This window comes from Caballeronia sp. NK8, from assembly GCF_018408855.1.
Classification (GTDB): domain Bacteria; phylum Pseudomonadota; class Gammaproteobacteria; order Burkholderiales; family Burkholderiaceae; genus Caballeronia.
In genome coordinates this window covers 1,495,228-1,513,550 of record NZ_AP024322.1, presented here as the reverse complement: position 1 = coordinate 1,513,550, position 18,323 = coordinate 1,495,228, and the positions used below count along the sequence as shown (strand labels likewise).

Annotated in this window: 15 protein-coding genes; 1 reads left to right on the top strand and 14 read right to left on the bottom strand. The window is 62.6% G+C overall.

Features of this window, described 5'->3' with window-relative positions; genetic code table 11:
• Nucleotides 1-2 precede the first annotated feature (2 nt).
• Complete coding sequence (gene rarD / locus NK8_RS07280; protein WP_213228385.1) at nt 3-878, bottom strand: EamA family transporter RarD; 876 nt, start codon at nt 876-878, stop codon at nt 3-5.
• Nucleotides 879-1,105: 227 nt separating this feature from the next.
• Between rarD and NK8_RS07275 the strand changes: the two genes are divergently transcribed.
• Nucleotides 1,106-2,158 carry an AI-2E family transporter gene (locus NK8_RS07275; protein ID WP_213228383.1) on the top strand — a complete coding sequence of 351 codons (1,053 nt, stop codon included), beginning with the start codon at nt 1,106-1,108 and terminating at the stop codon, nt 2,156-2,158.
• Nucleotides 2,159-2,181: 23 nt separating this feature from the next.
• Here the strand turns inward: NK8_RS07275 and NK8_RS07270 are convergent, their stop codons facing one another.
• From NK8_RS07270 to NK8_RS07210, 13 genes are all read right to left on the bottom strand, one after another.
• Nucleotides 2,182-2,631 (bottom strand): lysozyme inhibitor LprI family protein, encoded by a 450-nt coding sequence (locus tag NK8_RS07270; RefSeq protein WP_225936225.1) that lies wholly within the window; start codon nt 2,629-2,631, stop codon nt 2,182-2,184.
• A 78-nt stretch (nt 2,632-2,709) separates the two neighbouring features.
• A complete protein-coding gene (locus NK8_RS07265; RefSeq protein ID WP_213228381.1) occupies nt 2,710-3,141 on the bottom strand; it encodes a lysozyme inhibitor LprI family protein in 432 nt (143 codons plus the stop codon).
• On the bottom strand, nt 3,129-3,872 hold the full coding sequence (locus NK8_RS07260; RefSeq protein ID WP_213228379.1) for a LysM peptidoglycan-binding domain-containing protein: 744 nt from the start codon (nt 3,870-3,872) through the stop codon (nt 3,129-3,131). Before NK8_RS07260 ends, NK8_RS07265 begins: the two co-directional genes overlap by 13 nt.
• 201 nt (nt 3,873-4,073) lie before the next feature.
• Nucleotides 4,074-5,738 carry a SpoVR family protein gene (locus NK8_RS07255; RefSeq protein ID WP_213228377.1) on the bottom strand — a complete coding sequence of 555 codons (1,665 nt, stop codon included), beginning with the start codon at nt 5,736-5,738 and terminating at the stop codon, nt 4,074-4,076.
• Complete coding sequence (locus tag NK8_RS07250; protein ID WP_213228375.1) at nt 5,735-7,000, bottom strand: YeaH/YhbH family protein; 1,266 nt, start codon at nt 6,998-7,000, stop codon at nt 5,735-5,737. Before NK8_RS07250 ends, NK8_RS07255 begins: the two co-directional genes overlap by 4 nt.
• Before the next feature lie 206 nt (nt 7,001-7,206).
• Nucleotides 7,207-9,129, bottom strand: coding sequence for a PrkA family serine protein kinase (locus NK8_RS07245; protein ID WP_162065631.1), 1,923 nt, complete (start codon nt 9,127-9,129; stop codon nt 7,207-7,209).
• Between the two features lie 330 nt (nt 9,130-9,459).
• Nucleotides 9,460-10,221 carry a hydratase gene (locus NK8_RS07240; protein ID WP_213228373.1) on the bottom strand — a complete coding sequence of 254 codons (762 nt, stop codon included), beginning with the start codon at nt 10,219-10,221 and terminating at the stop codon, nt 9,460-9,462.
• Between the two features lie 107 nt (nt 10,222-10,328).
• The gene (locus NK8_RS07235) at nt 10,329-12,053 is read right to left on the bottom strand and encodes a methyl-accepting chemotaxis protein (protein ID WP_213228371.1); all 1,725 of its coding nucleotides are present in this window, start codon (nt 12,051-12,053) and stop codon (nt 10,329-10,331) included.
• 260 nt (nt 12,054-12,313) lie between these two features.
• The gene (gene rbsK / locus NK8_RS07230; protein WP_213228369.1) at nt 12,314-13,246 is read right to left on the bottom strand and encodes a ribokinase; all 933 of its coding nucleotides are present in this window, start codon (nt 13,244-13,246) and stop codon (nt 12,314-12,316) included.
• Between the two features lie 24 nt (nt 13,247-13,270).
• Entirely contained in the window at nt 13,271-14,296 is a 1,026-nt protein-coding gene (locus NK8_RS07225) for a LacI family DNA-binding transcriptional regulator (RefSeq protein ID WP_162065627.1), read from the bottom strand.
• A gap of 208 nt (nt 14,297-14,504) precedes the next feature.
• The gene (locus NK8_RS07220; protein WP_162065626.1) at nt 14,505-15,494 is read right to left on the bottom strand and encodes an ABC transporter permease; all 990 of its coding nucleotides are present in this window, start codon (nt 15,492-15,494) and stop codon (nt 14,505-14,507) included.
• Nucleotides 15,495-17,096 carry a sugar ABC transporter ATP-binding protein gene (locus NK8_RS07215; RefSeq protein ID WP_213228367.1) on the bottom strand — a complete coding sequence of 534 codons (1,602 nt, stop codon included), beginning with the start codon at nt 17,094-17,096 and terminating at the stop codon, nt 15,495-15,497.
• Between the two features lie 98 nt (nt 17,097-17,194).
• Complete coding sequence (locus NK8_RS07210; RefSeq protein WP_162065624.1) at nt 17,195-18,157, bottom strand: sugar ABC transporter substrate-binding protein; 963 nt, start codon at nt 18,155-18,157, stop codon at nt 17,195-17,197.
• Nucleotides 18,158-18,323 lie beyond the last annotated feature (166 nt).

Sequence of the window (18,323 nt, the reverse complement as noted above, 5' to 3'; positions counted from 1 at the left end):
TGTCAGAGGCGGGCCGCGCGCGCCCGGAAGAAGCCTTCGAGCGAGTAGATCGCGAGCGCGGTCCAGATGGCGCCATAGCCCAGCAGTTGATCGTGGCCGAAGAACTCCTGATAGATCACGACGCCGATCAGCAGTTGCAGCGTCGGCGTGATGTACTGGATGAGGCCGAGCATCGATAGCGGAATGCGCCGCGCGCCGGCCGCGAACAGCAGCAGTGGCACGGCGGTCACGGGCCCGGCTGCCGCGAGCAGCAGTTTCACGCCGAGCGACGCGTGCGCGAAGCCGCTGCCGCCGTGCGAGTTCAGAAAGAACAGATAAAGCAGCGCGACCGGACACAGCAGCATGGTTTCGAGCGTGAGCCCTTCCAACGCGCCGAGCGACGCGGTCTTGCGCAAGAGGCCATAGCCGCCGAAGGTCAGCGCGAGCGCGAGGCTGATCCACGGCGGCGCGCCGTTCACCCATGTCAGCCACAGGACGCCGAGCGCGGCGATCGTCACCGCGATCCATTGCAGCGGCCGCAGCCGCTCGTGCAGGAACGCCATTCCGAACAGCACGTTGATGAGCGGGTTGATGAAGTAGCCCAGACTCGCCTCGACGATTCGCCCGTCGTTCACCGCCCAGATATAGATGCCCCAGTTCGCCGACAGCAGCACGGCGCTCGCCGCAAAGCGCGCGAGCAGGCGCCGGTCGCGCAGAACCGGCCCGAGCCACTTCCACTGATGACGCACGGTCAGCACGATCAGCAGGAAGGCCATCGACCATGCCATGCGATGCGCGAGCATCTCCACCGCGCCGATCGAATGCAGGGCCTTGAAGTAGATCGGGAAAAGGCCCCAGATGGCAAAAGCCGCGAATGCGTAGACGACGCCTGGATTCATTGTTCGATGCGTAGAGCGGACATGGCCTCCCGGCTAGCCGGAAAGCGATCCGCAAGGAATGGAAGCCGGATTTTAGTCGACGCGCGGGGTCAGGCTCCAGCGGCGCGCGAACCTTGGGAGAGATTCTTGCTCGAACCCGGAGCGCGAAAACCGTTCGAGGGCCCGTGATAGCATGGCCCGCCTCGCGCGAACGCTTCTCGCCCTTCTGCCCGCCTTACCAGTCGATAATGGATAACCACACCGTACATCAGAATTTCTTTCACATCCTGTTGTTCGTCGTGACGCTCGCGCTCGCGTGGGTGTTGCTGCCGTTTTTCGGCGCGATCTTCTGGGGTGCGATTCTCGCGATCCTGTTTCAGCCGATGCAGCGCTATCTCGCCGCGCGCTTCGGCAAGCGCCGCAATCTCGCCGCGCTGACGACGCTGGCCGCCGCGATTCTCATCGTCATCATTCCGCTCGCTGTGGTCGCGGTGACGCTGGTGCAGGAAATCGCCCTCGTCTATGCGCGCATCAAGAGCGGCGAGCTGAACTTCGGGTTGTACTTCCAGCATGTCCTGCATGCGCTGCCGGTATCGGTTCAGCAACTGCTCGGGCGTTTCGGGCTCGACGACATCCCCGGCATACAGCGCAAGCTGATGGAAGGCGCTTCGCAGATCAGCCAGTTTGCGGCGACGCAGGCATTGTCGATCGGACAGAACACGTTTCAGTTCGTCGTCAGTTTCGGCGTGATGCTGTATCTCGTGTTCTTCTTGCTGCGCGATGGTGGTGAGATCGGCCGGCGCATCCGGCGCGCGATCCCGCTGGACGCGGAACCCAAGCAACATTTGATCGTGAAGTTCACCACGGTGGTGCGCGCGACGGTTAAGGGCAATATCGCGGTCGCGGCGGTGCAGGGGTTTCTCGGCGGGATGATTTTCTGGATTCTGGGCATCGGCGGCTCGCTGCTGTGGGGTGTGCTGATGGCGTTTCTTTCCCTGCTGCCAGCGGTTGGCGCGGCGTTTGTTTGGGTGCCCGCAGCGCTTTATTTTTTCATGACGGGAGCGATTTTCAAGGGGCTGATTCTCGTCGTGTTCTGCGTGGTGGTGATCGGGCTCGTCGATAACGTGCTGCGGCCGATTCTCGTCGGCAAGGATACGAAGATGCCTGATTGGGTCGTGCTTATTTCGACGCTCGGCGGTATGGCGCTGTTCGGGATCAACGGGTTTGTGATCGGGCCGTTGGTGGCGGCGCTGTTCATGGCGAGCTGGGATTTGTTTTCGCAGGATCAGGAGAGTGCGTAGCGGGTGTTCGTCTGTCGTCTGCTTTATCTGGAATGTAGTGCGGAAGCGGCGTCGCGCAACTGTTCGGCGCGATTGCCGTTCAGTTCGGCAACACATGCGAGCCGCCCGATTTCGAGCGCATTGCCAATCGCGCCGCCGCCGAGCGATGTTAAGAAGCCGCACTGAGCTTCGCGATATCGGGCGAATACTTTGTTCGACTTGGCGAGATTGGTTTTCGCCGCACGGACGTATTTATCATCTTCGTTCCATTGCGTGAGTGCGCTCACTGCAGAATTTCCGGCACGCGTAAGTGCTTGTTGGCTTTCGTCAGCCTTCTTGGCTAGACATTCCCGCATTTCGCCCTGAGAAAATTCGCTGCATTCTTCGCGCAAGGCAAGATTCGTGGGAGCGGCGAGGAGGATTGTCGAGAAGCAGAGTGCTGCCAGACCTAAAAAATGGTATTCATTTGCCTCAAAATTTGTCGCCTGCGCCACTGCTCATGGCGAACTTGATTCTATTTTATAAAATCAGGCAAATACTCAGTGGGTGTTTGCCTGTCGTCGGTTTGTTGTCTATCTGAAATGTAATGCGGAAGCAGCGTCACGCAACTGTTCGGCACGATTGCCGTTTAATTCGGCAACGCATGCGAGTCGCCGAATTTCGTGGGAATCCCCAGCCCCGCCGCCGCTGAGCGACTGGGAAAACTTGCATTGCGCTTTACGATATTGAGAGAATATCCTGTTCGAATTGGCCAGATTGGCTTTGGCTATACGGACATATTTATCATCCTCGTCCCATTTTTCTAGTGCGTTTACAGCGTCGTTTTCCGCGCGCGTGAGTGCTTGTTGGCTCTCGTCAGCTTTCGTTGCAAGACAATCCCGCACTCCTGCTTGGGAAAACTCGCTGCATTGTTCGCGTAAAGCACGATTTGCGGGAGTGGCGAGAACAACTGCCGGGATGCAGATTGCTAACAATCCTGAAAATACCTTATTTATTGCACGCAAAATTCACCCTCCTTTGGCGATCGAATCGACTCCAATACAAATTCAAGTTTCTCCACGTAGTCGGAATCACCGTCCCCATTATAGTAATTCGCGACGGACGACGGCGATAAGTGCCGCCAGCCCGTAATGACTCTTTTGATCGACGCTTTCTGATATTTCAAAACCTGCCCAGGTTGCAGCATGCTCGCCATCGGATTCAAGTTTTTCAATACCTCGACCGTGCTTCCCTGTGCCTTGGCAATCTTTTCGAGACTATCGCCTGCCTTGACCGTAACCTCATAGACTGTCGCGTTGGTGTCCAGTACGCTGCGATACTTGAAATTGGCCATACGCATGAGCAAGTAACCGATGCCGGCACGTATGTTATGGGCAGGGATCGATCGGGCCGACGCTATCGTGAGTCTGCCTTCCCACATCGAAGGTAGAATCAACTCGCCGCCTTCTTTACCTGAAAGGAACGATGGCAATCCGGGGTCGCCCGCTACTCCGATTCGCATTGGCTTGATTTGCCATTCCGGGTTGTTCGCGCCGGACTCGACCCACAATATCGCCTTGATCAGGCGCCAGTCGAGGAAGAAGCACCCTGTCGCACTAACGAGATGATGGTTGTATTCGCTGACTGCCGTCTGGATTTCACCATCCCAACTATTCCATTTCTCATTTTTCGTTGCTGCTCTTATCCCATCTTTCCATTTCTCAAGTCCGGTCCTTGGTGGTGTATCGACGGCCATATTCGCTCCTTAACCGTTAATTTAGTGTGCCCACACACTGATTCTCGTCTCCTTTTCCGCGTGTGTTTACACGAATTCTCTTATTTTTCGGGCGAAAAGACCGAAATGGCATCCGCTGCGACAAAGTAAATCAACCAGCAAGCCCCAATAAAAAACCGGCCCACAAGGAGCCGGTTCAACCTGCCTTCAACGAAACAAACCCTACCGCACATTCGGCGCCACATACCGGCAATCGAACCGCTTCCTCACCGTGCCATTCTCATCGACGCTTTCCAGATAAACATCGAACTGCCACAAGCGCGCCATGTGCTTGAGCACTTCGTCGCTATCGTTCGCGAGATGGCGATTATCGGTCATGAAGTGACGCAGCGTCAGACTCCGATCACCGCGCGTATTCACCGAATACACCTGAATATTCGGCTCGCGATGATGAATATCATACTGTCGCGACAACGCCTGGCGCACATACCGATACCCGCTGCCGTCATGAATCGCCGACACTTCCAGCGCGTCGCGCATGTCGTCGTCGAGAATCGAGAATAGACGCATCTCGCGAATCAGGTGCGGCGACAGATACTGCGCGATGAAACTCTCATCCTTGAAATTACGCATCGCGTAATGCAGGGACTCCAGCCAGTCGCTGCCCGCGAGCTCCGGGAACCATTCGCGGTCTTCGTCCGTCGGGTTTTCGCAGATGCGGCGGATATCGCTCATCATCGAAAAGCCGAGCGCGTACGGATTGATGCCGCTGTAATACGGCTTCGTCACCGGCGGCTGATACACGACGTTCGAGTGCGAATGCAGAAACTCCATCATGAAGCTGTCTTCGAGACGGCCTTCGTTGTAGAGCGTGTTCAGCAGCGTGTAATGCCAGAACGTCGCCCAGCCTTCGTTCATGACCTGCGTCTGCCGCTGCGGATAAAAATACTGGCCGATCTTGCGCACGATGCGAATGACTTCGCGCTCCCACGGCTCCAGCAAGGGCGCGTTCTTCTCCGCGAAGTACAACAGATTCTCCTGCGGCTCCGGCGGATAGCGGCTTTCGGTTTCTTCCGCGGTCGGCTCCTTGCCCTTCGGCAGCGTGCGCCACAGTTCGTTGACCTGCGATTGCAGATACGCTTCACGCTCGCGCCGCATTGCAGCTTCCTTCGCCAGCGACAGCTTTTGCGGCCGCTTGTAGCGATCGACGCCGTAGTTCATCAGCGCGTGACACGAATCGAGCAGTTCCTCCACGCGATCCAGGCCATACCGCTCCTCGCACTCGGCGATGTAATTCTTCGCATAGACGAGGTAATCGATGATCGCGTGCGCGTCCGTCCACAGACGGAACAGATAGTTGCCCTTGAAGAACGAGTTGTGCCCGTACGCCGCGTGGGCGATCACGAGCGCCTGCATCGTCATGGTGTTCTCTTCCATGAGATACGCGATGCAGGGATTCGAGTTGATCACGATTTCGTACGCGAGGCCCATCTGCCCGCGCCGATAGCCTTTCTCCGTCGCGAGAAAGTGCTTGCCGAACGACCAGTGCCGATAATTCACCGGCATGCCGACGGAAGCATAGGCATCCATCATCTGCTCGGAGCTGATGATCTCGAGCTGGATGGGATAGGTGTCGAGACCATAGCGATTCGCGACGCGGGAAATTTCGGCGTCGTATTCCTCGATCAGCTCGACCGTCCAGTCCGACGGGCACGGCAATGGCCGCCGCTTCTCTGCAACATTCATTCTGCCTTCCTCGTGCGCCTCTTCCATCTCTGCGGACGCCTTGCGTTGTCCCGCTTCGGGACCGAGCCGGGAAGCAAGACGATCGTCCGTGCTTTCCAGCTGATACCCCCGCGTTTCGTTTTGCAAATGCCCGCTCGTCATGCGGCCGCCTGCTGCTTTTCGAACAGCTCGCGGAACACCGGGTAGATGTCCGCCGCCGAATCGACTTTTTTCATCGCCAGTTCAGGCGCGCCCAAGGCGAGTTGAGCATACTCCAGCCAGAGATTCTGCTCTTCCGGCGCTACTTGAATATAGGCAAAATACCGGACCTTCGGCAGGATGTCTTCCGCCAGCAGCTTGCGGCACTTCGGGGAATCGTCCGTCCAGTTGTCGCCGTCGGATGCCTGCGCGCCGTAAATGTTCCATTCAGTCGGCGAGTAACGCTCGTCCATGATCTTCTTCATGAGTTCGAGCGCGCTCGACACAACCGTGCCGCCGCTTTCCGTCGAATGGAAGAACGTCTCCTCATCCACTTCCTCGGCGCGCGTATGGTGCCGGATGAACACGACTTCGATCTTCTCGTAGTTGCGTTGCAGGAACAGATACAAGAGGATGAAGAAGCGCTTGGACAAGTCCTTGCGCTGCTCGTCCATCGAGCCTGAAACGTCCATCAGGCAGAACATCACCGCCTTGCTCGATGGCGTGGGCTGCTTCACGCGGTTGATATAGCGCAGATCGAACGGATCGATGAACGGAATGCGCGTGATGCGGCCCTGCATGATGACGATGTCCGCTTCGAGCCGCGCAATCTCTTCCGGCTCGGCGCCCTCTTCCTTCAACTGTTCGAGCTGGCGTTCCATCTCGCGCAACTGCGACGCGAGCGGCCAGCCCAGCGCGATACGGCGCCCGAGCGCGGAGCGCAACGATCTCACCACATCGATATTGTTCGGCGTGCCTTCCGCCGCCCAGCCTGCGCGCACGTTCTTCCACGTCGGCACGGCCAGCAATTGGGTCTTCACGAGGCGTGGCAGTTCGAGATCGTCGAAGAAATACTGCATGAATTCTTCGCGCGACAGTTCGAAGACGAAATCATCCTGCCCTTCGCCCTCGTTGCTGGCGCTCTTGCCGCCGCCTCCCGCGCCGCCCGGCGGACGCGGAATCTTGTCGCCGCGAATGTAATCGGCGTTACCAGGATGAACGAACTCACGCTTGCCGCCCGGTCCGTGACGGAACGAGGGCTCAGAGATGTCCTTCTTGGGGATCGTGATGCTTTGCGTGCTTTGAATGTCTTTGATGCTGCGATCACGCACCGCGTCGGAAACCGCGCGGCGAATGTAACTCTTGACGCGTCGCAGGAAGCGTTCGCGGTTGGCGATGCTCTTGTTCTTGCCGGCTAACCTGCGGTCGATGATTTGGTGCAGCACATCCAGTCTCCCGCGTTATGGGCGAGGTTGAGAGGCGCTGCGCAATCGAACGGCGGTGCGCGGCGTCTTTCGTCTCGCAAAGTGTCCATTGGACCGCCTGGACGCAATCCGCACGCCTGAGCGGTATGGACATTCTAACTATCGCTTTTGCGCGGGACGGGAGCCAGGCACCAAGCGCGCCCACTCCCGTCATTCCCTACTCTACATCACGACGACTTGCGCACGCGCAGATACCAGTCGCACAGCAGGCGCACCTGCTTCGGCGTGTAGCCCTTCGCGACCATGCGATTGACGAAGTCCTCGTGCTTGCGTTGCTCTTCGGCCGATCCCTTTGCGTTGAACGAAATCACCGGCAGAAGTTCTTCGGTATTGGAGAACATCTTCTTCTCGATCACCACGCGCAGCTTCTCGTAACTGATCCACGCGGGGTTCTTGCCGCCGTTGGCCGCACGCGCGCGCAACACGAAGTTCACGATCTCGTTGCGGAAATCCTTCGGGTTGCTGATGCCCGCGGGCTTCTCGATCTTCTCCAGTTCGGCGTTCAATGCCGCGCGGTCGAAGCTCTCGCCGGTGTCGTGATCGCGGAACTCCTGGTCCTGAATCCAGAAGTCGGCGTACGTCACATAGCGGTCGAAGATGTTTTGTCCATACTCCGAATACGACTCCAGATAAGCGGTCTGAATCTCCTTGCCGATGAACTCGGCATAGCGCGAAGCCAGCACGTCCTTGATGAACGACAGATACTTCTGCTCCGTTTCCGGCGGGAACTGCTCGCGCTCGATCTGCTGTTCGAGCACGTACATCAAGTGCACCGGGTTCGCGGCGACCTCGCTCGAATCGAAGTTGAAGACGCGCGACAGGATCTTGAACGCGAAGCGCGTGGAGACGCCCGTCATGCCTTCGTCGACACCCGCGTAATCGCGATACTCCTGATACGACTTCGCCTTCGGGTCCGTGTCCTTCAGGTTCTCGCCATCGTAGACCTGCATCTTCGAAAACAGGCTCGAGTTCTCCGGTTCGTGCAGTCGCGTGAGCACGGCCATCTGCGCCATCATCTTGAGCGTGCCCGGTGCGCAAACCGCCTCGGCGAGGGACGAATTGCGCAGCAGCTTCTCGTAGATCTTGATCTCTTCGCCGTAGCGCAGGCAGTACGGCACCTTCACCACGAAGATACGGTCGAGCAGTGCTTCGTTGTTCTTGTTGTTGCGGAACGCCTTCCACTCCGACTCGTTCGAGTGCGCGAGGATGACGCCGTCGAACGGAATCGCGCCGAAGCCTTCCGTGCCCTTGAAGTTGCCTTCCTGGGTCGCGGTGAGCAGCGGGTGCAGCACCTTGATCGGCGCCTTGAACATTTCGACGAATTCGAGCAGGCCCTGGTTGGCGAGGCACAGGCCGCCGGAATAGCTGTATGCGTCCGCGTCGTCCTGCGAATAGGTTTCGAGCTTGCGGATGTCCACCTTGCCGACGAGCGACGAGATGTCCTGATTGTTCTCGTCACCCGGTTCCGTCTTCGCGATGCCGATCTGGCGAAGGATCGACGGATAGCGGCGCACCACGCGGAACTTGCGGATGTCGCCGTTGTACTCGTGCAGGCGCTTCACGGCCCACGGTGAGAGGATGCTCTTGAGATAGCGGCGCGGAATGCCGTACTGCTCTTCGAGCACCGGACCGTCCTCGTCGTAATCGAAGAGACCGAGCGGCGATTCGTTGACGGGCGAGCCCTTGAGCGAATAGAACGGCACGCGCTCCATGAGCTGCTTCAGCCGTTCGGCGATCGACGACTTGCCGCCGCCCACCGGACCCAGCAGATAAAGAATCTGCTTCTTTTCTTCGAGACCCTGCGACGCGTGCCGGAAGTACGACACCACGTTCTCGATCACGTCCTCCATGCCGTAGAACTCGCGGAACGCGGGGTACACCTTGATGTTCTTGTTTGCAAACACACGCGATAAACGCGGGTCGAGGCGAGTGTCGACCATCTCCGGTTCCCCGATGGCCGTCAACATGCGTTCGCCCGCTGTTGCGTATGTGGCCGGATCTTCTTTGCAGAGCGCGAGATACTCTTCGAGCGAGAATTCCTCCTCGCGGGTTTTTTCGAAGCGGGTCGCGAAACTGCTGTAGATATCCATGCTACCTCCTCGCCGAAGTCAGAAAGCTATGCCGTGCGCAACGCGCGTAATCGAAACGACATCGCTTGAAATCATCCTAAACCCTTTCGAATTTTTTTTCACGCACTTGCGTTGTTCATTTGCTTCGAAGAATTCCTAGCTTGGTGAGTTATTTTCGTTCACCTACAATCCTCATCCCAATGACTCTATCCTCTTGCTCGACATCGTTCCTGCCTGTTCGTTGCCGCGCGCTCCCCGCTACATATCCACTGGTCTTGTCCGCCAATGCGACCTTGCTCACGCTGGCGCGAGTTCATCAATAACCGTTCCCGATGTATGGTGTTTCCGTCCTCATGCGAGCACCAGTTCCAGTTCGCCGATGCGATCGATCGCGCCATGCAGCATTGCTGGTCCGTCGACGCGAACCGCGCCGGTGTAGGAGCCTGTGGTGATCGTCCAGAAGGGTTCGACGGTCAAACCCATGCGGGAACAATGGTTGACGAGCCACGGCAGCAATTCGCGCGGGTCGCCCGCCGGATTGCCGAGCGCGGCAGGCGCGATCGACATGCCATCGAGTGTGAATTCCAGGCGCGGCGTGAGGAAGTCGAAGCCCGGCGCGATCACGTCATAAGGCTCCATGCCCGACACGACGAGCGCGCCGTTGTTCTGCGAATCCGCGAGCTGGGCGAGCGGGTCGAGATTGGGCCACTGCGCGAAACGGCTGTCGACCACTTCGAGCGCGACCGCGACGCCGCCGATCGCATCGAACACTTCGTCGCGCGTGTAAGGGTCGTGTCGCGCGGGCAGCGCATACGCGAAGCGAAACGCGATCTCGAGTTCCACCAGCACGCGAAAGAACGATTCGAAGGGCAGCCGCGCCGGTGAAACATGGACCAGCGCGGCGTCGATCGGCGCGCCCGTGGCGAGCGCGTCGGGCGCGCGGGCGCCGATCTTCCACGCGCCGATGCGCCCGTCCGACTCTCTCAGCATCTCGTGCTGGATCGCGTAGGCGGTAGGCGTGTCGGCCGGGAGGTCGGCGGGCTCCAGCACGTCGATCAGTTGATGCCGGCGGCGGGCGTCCGCGAGTTTCGCGGCGAGTGTCGATCCGGTCATGTTCATATCCTCGAGTGAACGGTGACGCACACCCGTCAGTGTACGGGTTACCGGATCGGCATTGGTCGCGCGCGTGTGGATTCGCGCGCATTCGCGTCATGCGCCGCTCAGAAGGTCTCCCAGTCGCCGCCTGCATCCGCGGTTGCCGCCGTCCGGGGCGCGCCCGCCGAAACGGGCGCGGCGCGCTTCGCCGGCGCCGCCGCGACGGGCTTTCGCGCGACGAGCGCGGCCACCGTTGCAGGCGATGCAATGTTCGCCGCCGGCGCGGGTTTCGTCACGGCGGGCGTGACGCCGTCCGCGACCTGGAACACCGCCACTGCCTGCCGCAGCCGCGCGGCCTGATCTTCGAGCGACTGCGCGGCGGCGGCCGCCTCCTCGACGAGCGCCGCGTTCTGCTGCGTCACTTCGTCCATCTGCGTGACCGCGCGCGACACCTGATCGATGCCGCTCGACTGCTCCTCCGACGCCGCCGCGATTTCGCCCATGATGTCGGTCACGCGCTGCACCGCGCCGATGATCTCGCTCATCGTGCGGCCCGCTTCGTCGACGAGCGTCGTACCGGTCCGCACGCGCGCCACCGAGGTGTCGATCAGTTCCTTGATTTCCTTCGCCGCCGCCGACGAGCGCTGCGCCAGGCTGCGCACCTCGCCCGCGACCACCGCGAAGCCGCGCCCTTCCTCGCCCGCGCGCGCCGCCTCGACCGCCGCATTGAGCGCGAGAATATTGGTCTGGAACGCGATGCCCTCGATGATCGTGATGATGTCCGCGATCTTCGACGAGCTGCCGTTGATCTCCCGCATGGTATCGACGACCTGCGTGACCACCGCGCTGCCCTTGCCCGCGATCTCCGACGCGTTCGCCGCGAGCGCGCTCGCCTGCCGCGCGTTGTCGGCGTTCTGGCGGACGGTGCCGGTCAGCTCTTCCATGCTCGACGCGGTTTCCTGCAGCGCCGACGCCTGTTCCTCCGTGCGCGACGACAGATCGGTATTGCCTGCGGCGATTTGCTGCGTCGCCGAGGCGATCGATTCGCTGCCCGAGCGCACGGTGCGCACGGTCGTCAGCAGGCTCGTGCGCATCCTGGCGAGGCCTTCGAGCAACTGCCCCATTTCGTCGCGCGACGTGACGACGACCTCGCGGCGCAGATCGCCTGCGGCGATCGCCTCGAAGTGGCCGAGCGCGGCTTCGAGCGGCCGCGCGATCGCGCGCCGCAGCGACACCCACGCGAACGCGGCCGCCGCCATGCCGAGCGCGACGGCGGCAAGGCTCAGCGCGCGGAACCACAGGAAGCGGCTTTGCGTCTCCTCGTAGCTCTTCTTCGACGCTTCGGTCAGAAACTTGCGCAGCGCGTCGTTCGCGTTGGCGAGTTCGTTATAGGTGGACTGCATCGACTTGGCGTTCGCGATGATGCCGTCGTGATCGTTCGCCAGCACCGCCGCGATGCCCTTGTCGACGACGCCTTGCAGCGCGAGACGCCGGTCCTGCGCCGTCTCGGCGAGACGCCTTTCCTCCGGCGACTGCGGCAGCGACGTGTATTCCTTCCAGAAGCCGTCGGCGCGCTCGCGCATCATGCGCGCGCGCTCGACGGTCGCGGCCACTTCGGGCGTGCCGGCGAGCAGCGCCGCGCGATCGAACACGAGCCGCTCGCGCGCCGCGTACATTTCCGCGTTGCCGACCGCGATCGCGGCGGGCATCTGCACGGCGTAGGTGTTGAGGAACGCGCCGTTCGAATGGCTCATGCCGGTGAGCCCCAGCGCGCCGATCGCGATGAGCAGCGCACCCAGAAACGCCATCGAGATGCCGAGGCGCGCCTTGATCGTCAAAGCCTTTTTCATTGAGTTTTCCCTGATGCCGCTTGCGAGCGGGTCTCCCGGCCGATTTGACGGCCGGCGCGCGGGACATTGTCCGAAAACGCGCCGGCTGACGTCCGCGCGGCCGATGCGCGCCGTCCTTTCCGTCGATGGGGCGTGCGCGCGAGGATCGCGCGTCCGCTATCGACGTAAACGGCGCGAAAGCCTGAGCACTTGAGGGAATTGTTTCGTATGAAAAGAAAACGGCGCGTCAGGCGCGCCGTTTTTCAACGAACATTGAAAAGTTATGCCGAAATTTCGCTGCGGTGCGGAATGGATGGCTGCGCGCCTTCGCGCGTGACCGCGATGGCGGCGGCGCGCTGGCCGAAGCCGATCGCATCCATCGCGGCCGCGCCGCGCGCGAGCTCCGCCGCGAAGCCGCCGATAAAGGTGTCGCCGGCGGCGGTCGTATCGACGGCGTCGACTTGCGGCGACGGCAGATGCACGCCGTCATCGCCGGCGCCGTCGAGCAGCGCGAGCACGCCTTGCGCGCCGAGCGTCACGATCACGTTGCGCGCGCCCTTCGCCTTGAGCGCCTGCGCGGCGCGGCGCGCGTCGTCCGGCGTGTCGATGGCGACGCCCGACAGCGTCGCCGCTTCCAGTTCGTTCGGAATCAGATAGTCGATGAGCGGAAACCAGTCCGGCGGCAGTTTGCGTGCGGCGGGCGCGGGATTGAGCACCGTCACGCGTTTGAGCCGCCGGCCGGTGGCGAGCGCGGCGCGCACGGTTTCCAGCGGCGTTTCGAGCTGGCAGACGACGACGTCGGCTTGCGCGAGCAGCGCTTCGTGCGCCTCGATGCGCGTGGGCGACACCTCGGCATTGCTGCCCGCGACGATGACGATGGCGTTCTGGCTCGCGTCATCGACGACGATGAGCGCGACGCCCGTCGGCGCGTCCGTGCTGGTCGCGAGCGCGGTGCAGTCGATGCCCTCCGCTTCCAGGCTGGCCTTGAGCGTCGCGCCGTTCGAGTCGTTACCGACGCAGCCGATCATCGTGACCTGGGCGCCCAGCCGTGCCGCCGCGACCGCCTGATTGCCGCCCTTGCCGCCCGGCACCTGCGCGAACGCGTGCCCGGCGAGCGTCTCGCCCGGCCGCGGCAGCCGCGGCGCGCGCGCGACGAGATCCATGTTGAGACTGCCGACCACGGTCACGCGGCCGGTCCTGCCTGCATCGCCCATCTTGCTTCCTTTTAACAGCGTTCGTTATCCATTCGCGGCGCGCCGCGCTTCCGGCACCACCGCGGTCGATTCGCGGCGCACGAGGCGCGGCGGCACCACGCGCCGGCGCGTCGTTCCGGTCAGCTTGCCGGTGATCCGGTCGATCAGCGTCTGCGCGGCCATTTCGCCGAGCGCGCGCACCGACTGTCCGACCGTCGACAAGGCCGGATAGGTGTAGCGCGACAGCTCGACATCGTCGAAGCCGATGATCGAGCAATCCGTCGGCACGTTGATGTGGCGCTCGGCCGCCGCACGCAGCGCGCCGATGCCCATCATGTCGTTGCACGCGAAGATCGCGGTCGGCTTCATGTTGTCCAGCAATTGCGAGGCCGCGGCGTAACCGCCTGTCGCGGAGAAGTCGCTCTGCACGATCGCGTTCGGCGCGATCTCGATGCCGCGTTCCGCCATCGCGCGGATGAAGCCGTGCAGGCGCATCGCGGAAACGGCGGTCGCGACCGGTCCGGTGATGCAGCCGATCTGCGAGTGCCCGAGTTGCAGCAAGTGCCGCGTGGCGAGATACGCGCCCTTTTCGTGATCGATCTGCACGAGGTCCGATTGCAGCCCCTCGATATTGCGATCGACGATCACGAGCGGCTCGCGTGCCCCCGCGAGACATTGCGCGAGCACCGCGTCCTCGCCCGCCGACGCGATCACCAGCCCGTCGATGCGCTTTTCCTGCAGCACGCGCAGATAGCTGCGCTGCTTCGCGGGATCGTCGTCGGAGTTGCAGAAGAACACGCAATAGCCGTTCTTCGCGCAGCCATCCTCGACGCCGCGCGCAAGCTCGGCGAAATACGGATTCGTCGCGTTCGGCACCAAAAGCCCGATGGTCGCCGTCGAACGCGCCTTCAGCGAGCGCGCGACCGCCGACGGCACGTAGTCGAGCTCACGGATCGCCCGCTCGACTTTAGCCCGCACGTCGGCCGACACCGGCCGCGAATTGTTCACTACGTGGGATACCGTCGTAAACGACACCCCGGCAATGGCTGCCACGTCTTTGATCGTCGCCATACATCGTCCTTCGCTTTTCTTAGGTCCTGCTGCTCTCTTATTGGTCGTAAGGCGTGCGGCGCTCATCGTTTTCATGCGCCGCGTTGCTTTCCCCGCGCCCTGCCTGCTCATGCTCACTACCGTCGCCGGCCGCTTCTCCACCCCGTGCGGAGCGCGCGCCGTCGCCGTCCCTCAACCAGTCACCGCTCAGTTACCGCTCAGTCGCTAATTACACACGTTTGCGTCTACTGCGGTATGTGTCCAGCACCACCGCCACCACAATCACAGCGCCGGTAATGATGCGCTTGGTCGGCTCGTTCGCGCCGATCTGCGCGAGACCCGCCGCCAGCACGGAGATGATCAACACGCCGAAAAACGTGCTGATGACCGAGCCGCGCCCGCCCATCAGGCTCGTGCCGCCGATCACGACCGCCGCGATCACCTGCAGCTCCACGCCGGCGCCGGCGTTCGGATCGGCGGCCTCCAGCCGCGAGATCTGAAACAGCGCCGCGAGCCCCGACAGCGCGCCCATCAACGCGAACACGATCACCTTGTACGGGCGCGGATTGACGCCCGCGAGCCGCACCGCTTCCTCGTTCGTGCCGATCCCTACGAGATATCGGCCAAAAACCGTCCGGGTCAAGACCAAGTGCGCAACTATCATCACCGCGACCGCGATCAGGAACGCGGGCGAGATGCCGAACGCGATCGGATTCGACAGAAAATCGAACGCATCTCCAATGTACGCCGTGCGCGAGTTCGTCATCTGATACGCGAGCCCGCGCGCGCCTTCCAGCACGCCCAGCGACACGATGAACGACGGAATCCGCCACGCCACCGTCACGAGGCCGGTCACCGCGCCCGTCAGCGCGGCGGCCGCCAGCCCGATCAGCGCGGCGGGAAACGCCGGCCAGTGCCACTTGAGCGCGGCCACGCTCACCACCGACGCGCCCAGCGCGAGCACCGATCCCACCGACAGATCGATGCTCGCGATGATCAGCACGAACGTCATGCCCACCGACATCACGACCAGATCCGGAATCTGGTTCGCGATCGTGCTGAACGTGTCGTACGTCAGAAAGTGCGGGCTCAGCACCGAAAACAGCGCGATCATCGCAGCGAGCGCGCCCGCGAGACCGAGGTAATTCGAAATGCCCAGACGCGTGCCGACGCCTTTCGTGCTCTTCGGCGCGTCGGCGGGCAGGTTCGCTTCGCTCATTCAATGCTCCACGTTGTCTTCGGGCGCTTTCGCGTCGGGCGCGATAGGCTCGTGCAGGATCGCCTCGCGCTTCGCGTAGCCCGAGAACGCCGCCGCGAGCAGCGCGTCCTGCGTCCAGTTCGCGCGCTCGAACACGCCTGTCATGCGTCCGGCGGACATCACGCCGATCCGGTCGCAGATCAGCATCAGCTCGCGCAGATCGCTCGACACCACGACGAGCGCGCGCCCTTCGCGGGCCAGCGCGCCCATCAGCCCGTAAATATCGAACTTGGCGCCGACGTCGATCCCGCGCGTCGGCTCGTCGAACAGCAACACCGAGCAATCGCGCGCGAGCCAGCGGCCGATCACGACCTTCTGCTGGTTGCCGCCCGACAGCTCCGACACCGCCTGCGCCGGGCCCGACGTGCGGATCCGCATCGCGTCGATCTGGCGTTGCGCGAGCGCCGCTTCCCGGCGCGTGTCGACGACTCCGCGCCGCGCCACCGCGCCCAGGTTGCCCAGTGAAACGTTCGCGGCGATGGGCAGGCTGAGCAACAGCCCCTCGCCCTTGCGATCCTCCGTGATCAGCGCGATGCCTTCTTCGACCGCATCCGAAGGCGATTGCACCGACACGCGCCGCAGCGCCTCGCCGTGTCGCGCGATCGACACCGTGCCCGCGTCCGCGCGATCCGCGCCGTAAATGAGCCGCATGAGCTCGGTGCGGCCCGCGCCGATCAGCCCGCTCACGCCGAAAATCTCGCCGGCGCGCACGTCGAACGAGACATCGCGCACCACGGCGCCGCGCGTCATGCCTTCCACCTTCAATGCGACGCCGCCGATACGGCGCTCGCCCAGATCGATGCGCTCGCCGATCTCGCGCCCGACCATCAGCGTGACGAGGCGATCGCTCGTGAGTTCGTCCATCGGGCCGAGGTGCACGAGGCGTCCGTCGCGCAGCACGGCCGCGCGCTCGGCGATGCGCCGCAATTCCTCCAGCCGGTGCGAGATGTACACGAGCGCGACGCCGCGCGCCTTCAGTCGCTCGACCTGCTCGAACAGCAGATCGACTTCGCGCGCGGTGAGCATCGCGGTCGGCTCGTCGAGAATCAGCACGCGGCAATCTCCGATCAGATTGCGCGCGATTTCCACCATCTGCTGATGCCCGATGCCGAGGCTGCCGACGAGCGTGTCCGGGTCGATCGCGTCGAGCCCGACTTGCGCCATCGCGTGGCGCGCGTCTTCGGCAAGCCGTTTGCGGTCGATCCAGCCGAGTCGGCCCAGCGCGCCCCGGCGCGGCAGGCGGTTCAGGAACAGGTTCTCCGCCACCGACAAGGTTGGCAGCAGATTCAGCTCCTGCATCACCATACGCACGCCGAGCGCCTCGGCGTCCGAGCGGGTCTTCGGCGCGTACGGCTGGCCCGCGAGCGTCATCGTGCCGGTGGTCGGGTCCGTGAGCCCGCCGATGATCTTCGACAGCGTGCTCTTGCCCGCGCCGTTCTCGCCGGTCAGCGCGAGCACTTCGCCAGGCACGAGTTCGAGCGACACGTCCGCCAGCACCGGCTCGACGTAAGTCTTGCCGATGCCTGTCACCGTCAGCACGTTCGCATCGTTCGATCCGTTCATGGGGCGCTTCAAGGCTCGCTGTGCATCCTCGCTGGGTTCACGGGCACGTCAGCATGTTATCGGCACGATGGCCGCGAACTTGAGGCATTCGCGCCGGCTCACTTGGTGATGAGATCGACAGGCGTTTCCACGACCTGCGACAGCTCCGACTGCTTCTTGTGGCCGGCGATCGCCTTCAGCGCCACGTCGATGCCGAACACCGCCTGCTTCGCCGCGTACTGGTCGGCCGTCGCGAGCACGCGGCCGTCCTTGAGCATCGGCTTGATCGCGCCGATGTTGTCGAAGCCGACGACCTGCACCTTGCCCGCCTTGCCCGCCGCGCGAATCGCCGACACCGCGCCGATCGCCATGTTGTCGTTGTCGCACAGGAGCGCCTTCACGTTCGGGTTGGCGTTCAGGATCTGCGAGGCGACCGCGTTGCCCTTGTCGATCTCCCATTCGCCCGATTGCAGCGCTACGACCTTCATGCCGGCCGCGTCCATAGCTTCCTTGAAGCCCGCGCTGCGCGCCTGCGAGTTCGTGGTGGTGGTCACGCCTTCGATGATCGCGACTTCATCGCCCTTCTTGAGTTTGGGCGCGAGATAGTCGCCGACCTTGCGCGCGCCCTTCTTGTTGTCCGGGCCGACGAACGGCACGTTCAGATCCTTGGACTTGAGCACGTCCGGATCGAGCCGGTTGTCGATGTTCACCACGATGATGCCCGCGTCCGCAGCCTTCTTGATCACCGGCACGAGCGCCTTCGAATCGGCCGGCGCAATGATGAGCGCGTCGACCTTCGAGACGATCATCTGCTCGACGATGCGGATCTGCGCGGCCGTGTCGGTTTCGTCCTTGATGCCGTTGGTGATCAGGTCGAACTGGCTGGCGTTGTGCGCCTGATAGTCCTTCGCGCCGTTTTCCATCGTCAGGAAGAACTCGTTGGCGAGCGACTTCATGACGAGCGCGACCTTCGGCTTGGCCGGCGTTTGCGCGAAAACGGATGACGAGGCGAGCGGCAGTGCCGCGCACGCGGCGAGCGCGACGGCGGCCTTGACGACGCGCCGGCGAATGGTTCGGTTCATGCGGATCTCCAGTGCTTTGTTCTGGTTTGTTGGTCATGCGAGATGCAGCGAACGTGAGCCGTGCGTCGAGCCGCGCGGACGGCCAGGGCAAGCGATCAGCGCGCGCCCTGTCGCGCGCGCTCCATTACACTTCGCTTGCCTTCGGTCGCCCTGTGGGCGTGGTTTC